The organism is Bacillus sp. PS237 (assembly GCF_037963345.1).
GTDB classification, from domain to species: domain Bacteria; phylum Bacillota; class Bacilli; order Bacillales; family Bacillaceae; genus Bacillus; species Bacillus subtilis.
Map to the genome: position 1 here is coordinate 857140 of NZ_CP150156.1, position 13404 is coordinate 870543.

At 46.3% G+C, this 13404-nt stretch carries 14 protein-coding genes; 9 read left to right on the plus strand and 5 right to left on the minus strand.

Annotation, left to right across the window (positions count from 1 at the left end; all coding sequences use genetic code 11):
• Nucleotides 1-462: 462 nt before the first annotated feature.
• From NST22_RS04360 to NST22_RS04400, 9 genes are all read left to right on the plus strand, one after another.
• Nucleotides 463-1440 (plus strand): tRNA-dihydrouridine synthase, encoded by a 978-nt coding sequence (locus tag NST22_RS04360; RefSeq protein WP_003243992.1) that lies wholly within the window; start codon nucleotides 463-465, stop codon nucleotides 1438-1440.
• 195 nt (nucleotides 1441-1635) lie between these two features.
• Nucleotides 1636-2088 (plus strand): DUF6884 domain-containing protein, encoded by a 453-nt coding sequence (locus tag NST22_RS04365; RefSeq protein ID WP_003233638.1) that lies wholly within the window; start codon nucleotides 1636-1638, stop codon nucleotides 2086-2088.
• Nucleotides 2089-2117: 29 nt separating this feature from the next.
• Entirely contained in the window at nucleotides 2118-2807 is a 690-nt protein-coding gene (locus NST22_RS04370; protein WP_003243897.1) for a hypothetical protein, read from the plus strand.
• Between the two features lie 231 nt (nucleotides 2808-3038).
• Nucleotides 3039-4040: an acetoin:2,6-dichlorophenolindophenol oxidoreductase subunit alpha gene (acoA, locus tag NST22_RS04375; RefSeq protein WP_003242898.1), complete on the plus strand. Its 1002-nt coding sequence runs from the start codon at nucleotides 3039-3041 to the stop codon at nucleotides 4038-4040.
• 3 nt (nucleotides 4041-4043) lie between these two features.
• Nucleotides 4044-5072: an acetoin:2,6-dichlorophenolindophenol oxidoreductase subunit beta gene (gene acoB / locus NST22_RS04380; protein ID WP_003243124.1), complete on the plus strand. Its 1029-nt coding sequence runs from the start codon at nucleotides 4044-4046 to the stop codon at nucleotides 5070-5072.
• Between the two features lie 13 nt (nucleotides 5073-5085).
• The gene (gene acoC / locus NST22_RS04385; protein ID WP_003244059.1) at nucleotides 5086-6282 is read left to right on the plus strand and encodes an acetoin dehydrogenase complex dihydrolipoyllysine-residue acetyltransferase; all 1197 of its coding nucleotides are present in this window, start codon (nucleotides 5086-5088) and stop codon (nucleotides 6280-6282) included.
• Nucleotides 6283-6302: 20 nt separating this feature from the next.
• Complete coding sequence (gene acoL / locus NST22_RS04390) at nucleotides 6303-7679, plus strand: acetoin dehydrogenase complex dihydrolipoyl dehydrogenase (RefSeq protein ID WP_003243007.1); 1377 nt, start codon at nucleotides 6303-6305, stop codon at nucleotides 7677-7679.
• A gap of 115 nt (nucleotides 7680-7794) precedes the next feature.
• Nucleotides 7795-9612, plus strand: a complete 1818-nt coding sequence (gene acoR, locus NST22_RS04395; RefSeq protein ID WP_003244100.1) for an acetoin dehydrogenase operon transcriptional activator AcoR — start codon at nucleotides 7795-7797, stop codon at nucleotides 9610-9612.
• Between the two features lie 53 nt (nucleotides 9613-9665).
• Complete coding sequence (locus NST22_RS04400; RefSeq protein ID WP_003244276.1) at nucleotides 9666-9845, plus strand: small acid-soluble spore protein H; 180 nt, start codon at nucleotides 9666-9668, stop codon at nucleotides 9843-9845.
• 35 nt (nucleotides 9846-9880) lie between these two features.
• Here NST22_RS04400 and NST22_RS04405 read toward each other — a convergent pair whose 3' ends face one another.
• Genes NST22_RS04405 through NST22_RS04425 form a run of 5 tightly spaced genes read right to left on the minus strand, consistent with a single transcriptional unit; the run spans nucleotide 9881 to nucleotide 13403 of the window.
• Nucleotides 9881-10210, minus strand: a complete 330-nt coding sequence (locus NST22_RS04405) for a YnfA family protein (RefSeq protein ID WP_010886445.1) — start codon at nucleotides 10208-10210, stop codon at nucleotides 9881-9883.
• A gap of 49 nt (nucleotides 10211-10259) precedes the next feature.
• Complete coding sequence (locus tag NST22_RS04410; protein ID WP_003244119.1) at nucleotides 10260-10802, minus strand: YfjD family protein; 543 nt, start codon at nucleotides 10800-10802, stop codon at nucleotides 10260-10262.
• Nucleotides 10803-10811: 9 nt separating this feature from the next.
• Nucleotides 10812-11369, minus strand: a complete 558-nt coding sequence (locus tag NST22_RS04415; RefSeq protein ID WP_003244496.1) for a YfjD family protein — start codon at nucleotides 11367-11369, stop codon at nucleotides 10812-10814.
• Nucleotides 11370-11400: 31 nt separating this feature from the next.
• Nucleotides 11401-12168 (minus strand): hypothetical protein, encoded by a 768-nt coding sequence (locus tag NST22_RS04420; RefSeq protein ID WP_003243767.1) that lies wholly within the window; start codon nucleotides 12166-12168, stop codon nucleotides 11401-11403.
• Between the two features lie 11 nt (nucleotides 12169-12179).
• Nucleotides 12180-13403, minus strand: coding sequence for a hypothetical protein (locus NST22_RS04425; protein ID WP_003243998.1), 1224 nt, complete (start codon nucleotides 13401-13403; stop codon nucleotides 12180-12182).
• Between the last annotated feature and the right edge of the window lies 1 nt (nucleotide 13404).

A 13404-nucleotide genomic window follows, 5' to 3' on the forward strand; every position in this document is an offset into this window, starting at 1 on the left:
TCCATGTGATTCACAAGTGGTAGCAGCTTAAGTAGGTTTTTTCATTCTCTTGAGTACTCAGTTATACCACCCCCAACTCAATTTGCTTTATCTCTATTAGTTTTTCCGCAAATATGATATAGAGATACGGATATGGTGTAGTGTTAAATATCTTATCTTCAATAACAGGGCAATTATTTTGCGTTGGTAATATGGAGAACTCATATGATATTCTATTTAGGTTGGAATCCTTTTTATCCAAAAAGTTCAAAAGCAAGGCCACTAAGAAAGACGAAGGTCAGCGCCAGTTAACCAGAATATAAAAAATAGGGTAGATAATCATCCCACGTGAAATCTTCAAAATTTACTATAGATTGATAAGAAATGCTTTCGCATGCGATAAGTGTAAAAGAAGCATGGTCAGTTTTTAATTTGGGATAAAGGTTCAGCCGTATCCCATAATGAAAGGATTTGATTTTTGTTATGACAGAAAATTTCTGGCGTGAATTACCACGGCCGTTTTTTGTACTGGCACCAATGGAAGATGTGACAGATGTTGTTTTCCGGCATGTAGTAAGTGAAGCAGGCAGACCGGATGTGTTTTTTACAGAGTTCACAAACTCAGAGAGCTATTGCCACCCGGATGGGAAGGATAGCGTGCGCGGCCGTTTGACTTTTACAGAGGATGAACAGCCAATTGTGGCCCATATATGGGGAGATAAGCCTGAAAACTTCCGTAAAATGAGTATTGGCATGGCAGAGTTAGGATTTAAAGGACTAGATATCAATATGGGCTGCCCTGTGCCTAATGTGGCGGGGAATGGAAAGGGAAGCGGCCTTATTTGCCGTCCTGCAGTTGCGGCAGAATTAATACAAGCTGCAAAAGCAGGGGGATTGCCTGTAAGCGTGAAGACAAGACTTGGATACACGGATGTGGATGAATGGCGCGAGTGGCTGACACACATTTTGAAACAGGATATTGCGAATCTTTCTATTCATCTGCGTACAAGGGCAGAAATGAGCAAAGTAGATGCGCATTGGGAGCTCATCCCAGAGATTAAGAAACTTCGTGACGAGGTGGCACCAGATACATTGCTAACAATAAACGGGGATATTCCTGACCGTCAAACTGGCTTGAAACTTGCTGAACAATACGGCGTCGATGGAATTATGATAGGGCGCGGTATTTTTACAAATCCTTTCGCTTTTGAAAAGGAGCCGAAAGAGCATAGCAGCAAGGAATTGCTTGATCTCTTAAGGCTGCATCTGGATCTCCATGATGAATATTCAAAAGAAGAAGCCCGTCCATACAAGCCTCTTCCTCGCTTTTTCAAGATTTATCTCCGCGGATTCCGAGGGGCAAGTGAATTAAGAAATCAATGCATGAACACAAAGTCAACAGATGAAGTGCGTGCATTGCTCGACGACTTTGAGAGAAAGTATCTTGATGGGATAGAGTAACAGCAGTGCTTGATTCAAAAAAGGCTAACAAAATAAAGGGATTTTTACACAATTCTTGACTAAAATAAACCTGGATTTTCGGTAAATCCGGGTCTTTTTTGTACGCAGCTTTTACTCAGCCTGTCTTTTCTCTAATTTATTGTAAGAAAATAATGGTATATTTAGTGGAGATATCATATAAAGGGGGAGAGGAAAATGAAACGGCTATGCATCATCCCCTGCGGCAAGAAAAAAATCTGGGATGTCCAGCCTGATGCCGGGCCGGTAAGAGCAGAGGACGCTTATCTCAGCCCGTTTCATCAGGCGTGCGAGCGGTATGCAAAAACATTTTTCGATGAGTGGGTGATTTTGTCGGCGAAGCACGGGTTCCTCCGCCCTGATGATCTCGTTTCGGGAAATTACGATGTCACTTTTGGCACCGGTCATCCGGAAATCATGACAGCGGACGAGCTGCGCCGTCAATTTCACGAAAAAGGCTTTTCTGATATCGAAGAGCTAGTCATGCTTGGCGGAAAAAAATATCGAAGCGTTCTAAACGCCGTCATCGGAGAACACCAGCATATCAGCTGGCCGCTATCATCATACAAAGGCATAGGCTATATGCTCCAAGCGCTGAACCGGGCTGTTGAAGAAAAGCATGAACTGTAGCACGTACATATGAGGAAAAGAGTGGGAACATGAAAAAACTTGTGTTTGGCTTGCTTGCCATTGTGTTATTCGGATGCGGACTATATATCTATCATGTATGGTTCGGTGATCCATTTTCGAAAAATGCTGCAGAACAGAAGCTAGTGTCTTATGTGAAACAAACCTATCCTAAGAAAGAAATCAAGATCACGAATGGGGTATATAACGCTAAAACGTCTGAATATGTATTTGAAGCAACCTCCCAATCTCATCGCTACCCAATGTGTACGAAGGGATTTCTGCATCCTAAAGTAACGTGCGATGGAATTGAAGAAGCGTATACCGAATCAGTAGCAAAACATGTAAATGAAGAAGCAACGAAGGCAATCGAAGCAGATCTGAAAAAAGCGGTTCCTCGATTTATAAAAGCTGATGCTGCTTTGAGTATCGAAAACGGACAGTTCACGTTAGATACAAAATGGAACAAAAAGCTGGCTGAAAAAGCGCCTATGAGCATGACGATTCAGTTAGACGCCAGCGGGTTATCAAAAACAGATGCCGCAAAGATGGCGGAAACGGTCAGAAAAACGCTTAATGAAAAGGGATATACATACTCAAACGGCACGATAGACTGTATGCAGAAGGACGGGGACGGCGGTATTGGATATGTCAAATATTCAATTGATTTTCTTTCAAAAGCAGCTATTCAGTCAAACGATGCAGAGGAACTAGGAAGTTAAAAAGATTTCCAAGGAAATAAATACGTCGATCATTGTCAAAGGCCGGGTGATATCCGGTCTTTTTTTTGCATGCTGTAAAACGAGACAAATGAATCAGTTTGAGACAAAACGAGACACACGTCTCAAACTGTCTCCAAAGTGAAGATGAGAAGACTGATTTTACGGGCTCAAAAGACTGGCACACTTCTTGCATTTATAATGGTGAACCCTAAATAGAAGGAGGCGCACAAAATGAAATTGTTAAAACGAGAAGGCTTGTCATTAACTGAGGAAAAAGCGCTGTGGATGTACCAAAAGATGCTGGAGATCAGGGGCTTTGAAGACAAAGTGCATGAACTGTTCGCCCAGGGAGTGCTTCCCGGATTCGTTCATTTATATGCCGGTGAGGAAGCCGTGGCTGTAGGGGTGTGCGCTCATTTACATGATGGCGACAGCATTACAAGCACCCACAGGGGACATGGACATTGTATCGCCAAAGGCTGTGACCTGGACGGCATGATGGCGGAAATTTTCGGGAAAGCGACCGGATTGTGCAAAGGCAAGGGCGGTTCTATGCACATTGCGGATCTTGATAAAGGCATGTTAGGCGCAAATGGAATCGTCGGGGGCGGCTTTACGCTCGCATGCGGATCAGCGCTCACGGCTAAATATAAACAGACTAAAAATGTAAGCGTTTGCTTTTTCGGGGACGGGGCAAATAACCAAGGTACCTTCCACGAAGGGCTGAATTTAGCGGCTGTATGGAACCTTCCTGTCGTATTTGTTGCTGAAAACAACGGCTATGGCGAAGCTACCCCATTTGAGTACGCATCAGCCTGTGATTCAATCGCCGATCGGGCGGCTGCTTATAACATGCCGGGGGTTACAGTTGACGGCAAAGATATTTTAGCAGTTTACCAGGCAGCCGAGGAAGCGATAGAAAGAGCAAGAAACGGCGGCGGCCCGTCTTTGATTGAATGTATGACCTACAGAAACTACGGCCATTTCGAAGGAGATGCCCAAACCTATAAAACGAAGGATGAAAGAGTTGAGCACCTTGAAGAAAAAGATGCCATTCAAGGTTTTAAAAACTACCTTTTAAAAGAAACAGATGCTAATAAGCTGTCAGACATTGAACAGCGTGTCAGCGAATCGATTGAAAAAGCCGTCTCGTTCAGCGAAGACAGCCCATATCCAAAAGATTCGGAGCTGCTGACAGATGTGTATGTGTCATATGAAAAAGGAGGAATGTAAGAGATGGCGAGAGTCATAAGCATGTCAGACGCGATCAATGAAGCAATGAAGCTTGCGATGAGAAAAGACGAAAATGTGCTTTTGATCGGTGAGGATGTCGCCGGGGGAGCGGCGGTCGATCATTTGCAGGATGATGAAGCATGGGGCGGTGTATTAGGGGTCACAAAGGGACTCGTACAGGAATTCGGGCGTACAAGAGTGCTGGACACTCCGATTTCTGAGGCAGGCTATATGGGAGCGGCTATGGCTGCGGCATCAACCGGTTTGAGACCGATTGCCGAGCTGATGTTTAACGATTTTATCGGCACGTGCTTTGATCAGGTGATCAACCAAGGGGCGAAATTCCGTTATATGTTCGGCGGAAAAGCGCAAGTGCCGATTACCGTCCGCACCACATACGGAGCAGGGTTCCGGGCCGCTGCCCAGCATTCACAATCGCTGTATGGCCTTTTCACGAGCATCCCTGGACTGAAGACAGTTGTTCCATCCAATCCGTATGATGCCAAAGGTCTTTTGCTTGCAGCAATAGAAGATAATGATCCGGTGTTTTTCTTTGAAGACAAAACGTCCTACAACATGAAGGGCGAGGTGCCGGAAGATTATTATACAATTCCCCTCGGAAAAGCGGATATCAAACGCGAAGGCAATGATGTTACGCTCTTTGCAGTCGGCAAGCAGGTCAATACTGCGCTTGAAGCGGCTGCACAGCTTTCAGAGAGGGGCATCGAAGCCGAGGTCCTTGATCCCCGCAGTCTGTCTCCTCTGGATGAGGATGCGATTTTCACATCGTTAGAAAAAACAAACCGGCTGATCATCATTGATGAAGCCAATCCGCGATGCAGCATTGCCACGGATATTGCTGCGCTTGTCGCTGACAAGGGCTTTGATTTGCTTGATGCGCCGATTAAACGGATTACAGCGCCGCATACACCGGTTCCGTTTTCACCAGTGCTTGAAGATCAATATTTGCCGACACCAGATAAAATTGTCAGCGTCACGCTTGAATTGCTTGGCGAGCCGGCATTGAATTAAAGGGGGGACACAAATGGCGGTAAAAGTAGTGATGCCAAAATTGGGAATGGCCATGAAACAAGGGGAAGTATCGATATGGAATAAAAAAGTAGGCGACCCGGTTGAAAAGGGAGAAAGCATTGCCAGCATTCAATCGGAGAAAATTGAAATGGAGATCGAAGCGCCTGAAAAAGGAACGCTGATCGATATCAAAGTGAAAGAGGGAGAAGAGGTTCCGCCCGGCACAGCTATCTGCTATATCGGGGACGCCAATGAGTCGGTGCAGGAAGAGGCGGGGGCGCCTGTTGCTGAAGACAATATGCCGCAAGCCGTCCAGCCCGTCAAACAAGAAAACAAACCCGCAGCCTCCAAAAAAGATCGAATGAAAATATCTCCAGTCGCCAGGAAAATAGCAGAAAAAGCAGGATTAGACCTAAAACAACTGAAAGGAACTGGACCAGGCGGACGAATCGTGAAGGATGACGTAACAAAGGCTCTTGCTGAACAGAAAAAAGATCAAGCAAAGCCTGTTTCGGAGCAGAAAGCGCAGGAAATCCCGGTGACAGGCATGAGAAAGGTCATCGCTGCCCGAATGCAGGAAAGCCTGGCAAACAGCGCGCAGCTGACGATCACGATGAAAGCTGATATCACCAAGCTTGCCACTCTTCAAAAACAGCTTTCACCAACTGCGGAAGAGAGATACGGCACAAAACTGACGATCACTCATTTTGTCTCAAGAGCCGCCGTTCTCGCTCTGCAAGCTCACCCTGTGCTGAACAGCTTTTATCAAAATGAGCGCATCATCACACATCCCCATGTGCACCTTGGTATGGCTGTAGCCTTGGAAAATGGCTTAGTGGTGCCTGTCATCCGCCATGCTGAAAAGCTATCGCTGATTGAACTGGCTCAATCCATCTCAGAAAATGCCAAAAAAGCACGCGAGGGACGTGCGGGAAGCGAAGAACTGCAAGGATCTACTTTCTCCATTACAAACCTTGGCGCGTTTGGAGTTGAGCATTTCACACCGATACTAAATCCGCCGGAAACAGGCATTCTCGGCATCGGAGCAAGCTATGACACACCGGTGTATCAAGGGGAGGAGATCGTCAGAAGCACGATCCTGCCACTCAGCCTGACATTTGATCACAGAGCGTGTGACGGCGCCCCTGCCGCTGCATTCCTGAAGGCGATGAAAACATATTTGGAAGAACCCGCAGCATTAATTTTATAGGAAAAGCAGGTGAAAACGACATGACATTAGCCATTATCGGCGGCGGACCTGCAGGCTATGCGGCTGCGGTTTCCGCGGCACAGCAGGGCAGAAACGTGCTGCTCATTGACAAAGGCAAGCTTGGGGGGACCTGCCTGAATGAAGGCTGCATCCCGACAAAGTCTTTGTTAGAAAGCGCAAACGTTCTTGATAAAATCAAGCATGCCGACAGCTTTGGAATCGAACTTCCGGCAGGTGCGATATCAGTCGATTGGAGTAAAATGCAAAGCCGAAAACAACAGGTTGTCAGTCAGCTTGTCCAAGGCGTTCAGTACCTAATGAAGAAAAATCAAATACAGGTTGTAAAGGGAACAGCCTCCTTTCTTTCTGAAAGAAAGCTCTTGATCGAAGGAGAAAACGGAAAAGAAATCAGAGAGGCGGACCAAGTATTGATTGCCTCCGGGTCAGAGCCAATCGAGCTGCCTTTTGCCCCATTTGACGGCGAATGGATCCTCGACAGCAAAGACGCGCTTTCTCTTTCCGAGATTCCGTCTTCACTAGTCATTGTCGGCGGCGGTGTCATCGGGTGTGAGTATGCAGGGCTGTTCGCCAGATTGGGATCGCAGGTGACCATCATTGAAACAGCGGACCGGCTGATCCCGGCTGAAGATGAAGATATTGCCCGTCTCTTTCAGGAGAAACTTGAGGAAGACGGTGTCGAAGTGCATACTTCATCCAGATTAGGGCGGGTGGATCAAACGGCCAAAACGGCAATATGGAAAAGCGGTCAGCGAGAGTTTAAAACGAAGGCCGATTATGTGCTGGTGGCGATCGGCAGAAAACCCCGTCTTGACGGATTGCAGCTGGAACAGGCCGGAGTTGATTTTTCTCCAAAGGGCATTCCGGTGAATGGGCACATGCAGACGAACGTGCCTCATATTTACGCGTGCGGAGATGCTATAGGGGGCATTCAGCTCGCGCATGCCGCTTTCCATGAGGGCATCATCGCTGCTTCTCATGCTTCCGGAAGGGATGTCAAAATCAATGAGAAACATGTGCCGCGCTGCATCTATACGTCCCCGGAAATCGCGTGTATCGGAATGACAGAACGACAGGCAAGAAGCATATACGGGGATGTGAAGATCGGCGAATTTTCATTTTCCGCAAACGGCAAGGCGCTCATTAAACAGCAAGCGGAAGGAAAGGTCAAAATCATGGCTGAACCGGAATTCGGCGAAATCGTGGGTGTCTCGATGATTGGCCCGGATGTAACCGAGCTCATCGGCCAAGCGGCAGCGATCATGAATGGTGAGATGACGGCAGATATGGCGGAGCATTTTATCGCCGCCCATCCGACTTTATCGGAAACATTGCATGAGGCGCTGTTAAGCACGATCGGCCTTGCGGTACATGCATAATAAAGGAAAAAGCAGGCGCATGGATATAAGGCGCCTGCTTTTTTATTGTTGAAAGCGCTTTATTTTTCCCCTACAATAGATGAAAACGGCGTGTAAGGGAGGAGCGATCAAGGAAATGAATTCGGTCCCAAACGATTTGCAAACCTGGAAACGTTTTGTGAAAGACGGTGTGCTTGACGAAGCCCGATTAAGAAAACGGATTGCAGAGTCATGGCATCGCTGCAAAAAAGCTGAGGTCAATCCTTATTTAGAAAAAGGCCCGAAGGTTTTACAGCAAACGGAGCTGGATCAGCAGTCAAAAAAACATTCATTCTTCTTGACGACCGCAAAGCCTTACCTCGAAAAACTGCTGCCTGCCATAAAAGAAATGGAAATGATGGCGCTGTTAATTGATTCAGACGGTGTTGTTCTGGCATTGGACGGCCATCCGCGCGCGCTCTATGAAGCCAAACGCATCAATTTCGTCGAAGGGGCATGCTGGACAGAAACGGCTGTCGGAACAAATGCGATTGGCACGGCGCTCCACATCAGCGAGCCGGTTGCAATACAAGGATCAGAGCATTACTCTATCGCTTCCCATCTTTGGAACTGTTCAGCTGCTCCGATTCACCATGAGGATGGCAGCCTTGCGGGTGTAATTGACATATCATGCCCGGCGGCAGGCGCGCATCCTCATATGCTTGGTATTGCCACGGCGATTGCCTATGCCGCTGAACGGGAACTCGCAGCTAAAAGCCGTGAGAAAGAGCTGGAGCTGATCAGCCGTTTTGGGGAGAGAGCTGCATCCAGTGTGCCGATGGTGCTCTGTAATACCAAGCAGCACATCATCAGTGCGAGCATGCCGATTCGAACCTCAATGCCGGATTGGCAGGGCCGGCACCTGTACGAGTTGAAGGAACGGGGCTATTCAATCGAAAATGCTGTCACCATAGGAGATGGCGGCACTTGTTTTTATCTTTCGGAACAAAAGAAAAAGAAGGCGTTTCGATTCAATGGAGTGATCGGGCAAAGCGGCCGATCGCAAGCGATGCTGATGCACCTTGAACGAGCAGCTGCGACGGATGCATCGGTCTGTTTGTCGGGTGAAACGGGTACGGGGAAGGAGGTCGCGGCTCGCGCGCTTCATGAGAACAGTGAGAGACGGCACGGTCCGTTTGTTGCTGTCAATTGCGGAGCGATTCCGTCTGATTTGATTGAAAGCGAACTGTTCGGATATGCAGAGGGCGCTTTTACGGGAGCGAAACGAAATGGCTATAAAGGCGCCTTTCAAAAAGCGAATCAAGGCACATTATTTTTAGATGAAATCGGAGAAATTTCCCACTCGATGCAGGTTGCACTTTTACGGGTGCTTCAGGAACGCAAGATAACGCCAATCGGCGGGACGAAAGAAATTCCGGTTGATATCAGAGTTATTGCCGCCACACATTGTGATTTACGCGAGCTTGCCGAAAACGGAAAAATCAGAGAGGACTTGTTTTACCGTCTTCATGTCTATCCAATTGAACTCCCTCCATTACGCGATCGCACCGAGGATATCCCGGATCTCTTTGAGTACTACAAACAGAAGAATCATTGGCCAGGCGATCTTCCTTCTGATTTTTGTAATGTGCTGAAGCAATGGAAGTGGCCGGGGAATATCCGCGAGCTGTTTAATGTGTTTGAACGTCTTTCTATCAGATTTCCGGACGGCCGGCTGAGAGATGAATCGCTTCCCGCTTTACTGGAAGCCGCTGGATTGCCGGCCAGCTCTGCAGAAAAAAAGCCGGCTGCTGCCGGCGTGCTTACTTTTCGTGAGCAAATCCAAAAGGATATGATGATCAAAGCGCTTGAATCTGCAAAAGGAAACGTCTCTCAAGCCGCAAAAATCAGCGGGATCCCCCGAAGCACTTTCTACAAACGCCTGAAAAAATTCAACTTGTCCGCTGAATCATAAAGCATACTTCCTTCAGGAAATGGAAACGTTATGTATTGAAGGAGGGTGTTACGATGAATATTCAAAGGGCGAAAGAAATTGTAGAATCTCCCGACATGAAGAAAGTAACATATAACGGCGTTCCTATTTACATTCAGCACGTAAATGAAGAAACTGGAACAGCAAGAATTTATCCGCTTGACGAACCGCAAGAGGAGCATGAAGTGCAGCTGAACAGCTTAAAAGAGGATTAAACAAAAATGGCCCGCTTCATAAGCAGGCCATTTTGTTATCCGCGCGGCGCAAATAAAATAACACAGACACCGATGAGACAAATGAATGCGCCGATCCAGTCATACAGATCAGGTGTTTTCCGGTCAACAAGCCATCCCCACAGGACCGCAAGCACGATGAATACTCCGCCATAAGCGGCGTATACACGGCCGAAAGATGGGAAGGACTGAAACGTCGGAAGAATGCCGTATACAATGAGGATCAGCGCCCCGGCGATTCCGTAGCCAGCTGGCTTTGCCTCTCTCAGCCATAGCCAAACCAGATATCCGCCGCCAATTTCAGCAAGCCCTGCCGCGAGAAATAAAAGAATGGTAATCAGCATCATGAGCACTCCTCAATTTGCATTTATCTTTCATTATAGAGGAGGAGAGCTTTTAAAGCTTCGGATGATTCTCAAATTCCTTCAAATACGCTTTTCGCTGAACCTCTGTAAATTGGCTGATCCAATTGTTTTGAGCCTCTTCATTCAAATGGGGAAGGATATAGCGTTCAACCGCTTCGAAAAACAGCGGATTCGTGATGATGTTCCAGGTCGGGATTCGAACGATTTTGCCGTCTGTTTTCTCGATGATAATATCCTCAAAAAAGATCCCTTTCAAACTGTATTGATGGCGTCCCATATAAAGCCGCTTCACCTCGGAAAACAGCACGCTGCGCTTTCTCAAGAAGATTTCGCCACTAGGTCCGGTCTTTATGGTGAAAATGACATTTCCACGGCTTGTGAACGCAGGAAAAGCCATAAAGAATGTGATCAATCCATAAATCATCGCCAGTAATCCGCCGCCCAAATAAAGCAGGGCATATTTAGATTCAAACGTGAGGGCTTCAGACACCAGCCAGACTCCCACAATAAAGGCGCCCCCTGTAGCGAGGAACAGCCAAGCCCTTAGAAACATCATGCTTTTTACTTCAATCATGTGCTGCCCCTAAAGCTTCGGATGATTCTCAAATTCCTTCAAATACGCACTGCGTTGGATGTCTGTAAACTGTCCGATCCAATTGCTTTTCGCCTCTTCATTCAGATGTGGAAGGATATAGCGTTCAACCGCTTCGAAAAACAACGGATTCGGAATGATGTTCCAAGTGGGAATGCGAATGGTCTTCTGATCCACGGTTTGGATCAATATATCTTCTTGGAAGATTCCTTTTAGACTAAATTTATGGCGGCTCATCTCAATTTTCTTGATATCAGTAAACGTAACAGACACTTTGTCAGTGAACACTTCTCCATTTTTTCCTGTCTTGATGCGGAAAATGGTATTTCCCCGCGGGGTGAAAGCCGGAAAGAAGATGATAAATAAATATAAACAAAACAAGGTGAACAGAAAGCCAGCAGGAATGGCTAATAGGTAATATTTCGTTTGAAACGTAATACCCATATAAAAGAGCCACAAACATGCTAATCCCATACCGGCAGATCCGACAAAAGCCCATATTCTCAGGAACATTTTGCTTTTGACTTCAATGATTTCTTGGTTTTTCAATGCTTTTCTCCTTTTGTTAATTCAATTCTTATCATTTTGAAATGATTTGATTTACAACATCCTTATGAGCAGGGAGGATAGAAAATTCATTCTGGGTGATGCCTGTGACAAGCCAAGTATGGTGGGCCCCCGGCAGGACGAATGCCATGTCAGCCACTTCAGGAGTGTTATCTTTTCCATATGCCAGACGCATAAGTGTATCCATTTTCCCTTTCCGCAAAGCCAGATCATTTGCAAATCGGGTAACGTCCTCTTGGTGGTCATGTTTTTCAAGGAACTCTTTTAGATATGAAGGGTTGTCTGAAGCGCCCTCCAAGAGTTTTTCAAATTCATTTGATGTCAATGTTACAATCGATTCTCTTTTATCCTCTGTATCTATTATATGTAAAAACTCATCTGTCTTAGCAAGTAACCCTTCACTTGATTCCATTTTTGTAATGCGATGGACTTGTTCATCAAAAAGGAGTTCGTGAGAGTAGGTGCCGAATTTTGATACATGGCATGACACATTCTGTTCGGCACCTTGCCCGTTAAATTTAGAAAGCTTCACTGTATAGTCAGCGTCGTTTAATACATGGATAAACGGACAGTACTCGTCCTTTAACCGATATTGATGGTTCCGATATTCCGCTGCATCCTTGGCTAAGAGTGAGCGGCACGCGGCTTCAAATAAGGCGCCGAGCTGTTCATCTTCTATTTCCGGAAAATAGGCCTGCTTCAAGGCCATTCCCTGTTCAAAAAACCCTTCGCTGTAAAAGCAAAACAAGAGTTCTTCTATGCTAATTGTAAACTGCTTCATTGTTTATTCTCCTATCCAAATGAAAATTTCCCTTTAAGGAAATGGGTTGCGCCGTGTATAAGCGAATCCGCTGTTTTCTTTGCTTTTTCCATTCCTTTTTTCGCGCTGTCTATCCCTTTATGTATCGATTTATTCGCCGCATCTATGCCGTCATTCACTGATTTGACGACTTTGCCGGCTGATTCCAGCCCTTTTTTGGCTGTATCAACAACAGCATGGATCGGTTCTTTCAGCTTTAAGGCTGCTTTTTCAGCAAAACCGGCTGTATATTTGGCGATTTGTTCTCCGACGACTCCGCCAATGTATGAACCTGCTGCCCCAAGAAGGACAGTACCCACAGGTCCTGCAAAGCTTCCGATTGCACCGCCGATGACAGCACCAGCTGTGGCACCGCCGGCAACAAAAATCGTATTATTCACAGCATTCCCGACGGCCTTGGCGTTTTCACGCTTGAGAACTTCCGGTTTATCCTGGTATTTTGCATAATTTTCAGCAATTTTCACGCCTGCTCCGAATGTTTCGGTCGCTCCGGTAATCAGTGTGGCGGTAATGGCATTTCCTTTCGCGAATCTCAAGCCCGTTTTTCCCACATCCTTCAAAGTGGAGCGTACGCCGGCTTCATTAAGAAATCCTTTTGTGTAGCTTCTGACGCTGTTTGAAAAATCCACCGTGTCCTGAGGAAAGTATTTTGTAAACTTTTTATGTACCAAATCTGAAAATGGACGGTTTGTCTTTTTCAACAAATATTTAGGATTCAAAAGCACTCTTGCCGCTTTTTGATAACGTGAGCTGTCAACGGCCCTGGAAATATCCAAGAGCAGTTTTGAGTGCTGGGCTGTATGCAAGCCGCTTGGTTGTTTCACAAATTTCGTAAGCCCTAATCCGTAATATTTTCCCTGCGTCAGCATAAGAGCGGTTAAGCTTGTCATCGTACCGTATTTGTCGTAGGCATTGTAGAGCTTTCGCAAAATATCATCTTGTTCCACAAATTTATCGCCTGTTTTTCTGATGAAAATCTCATTGTCACTCAGCTTAGTGACGAGCGCCTTTCCTGAGCTCCACGCATCGCCCACTCCAGAAAAACAGCTGCTGTAGCGGGGATCGCATTGCAAAATCATCTGCCCCAGCTCCACATGCAGGTCCTTATATTTGTTTTCCATATCAGTTAATTCAGTGACTACATCATTTGCAAGCTGTTCGAGCTTATCCGGATCAACTGCAATGTTTCCTGACACA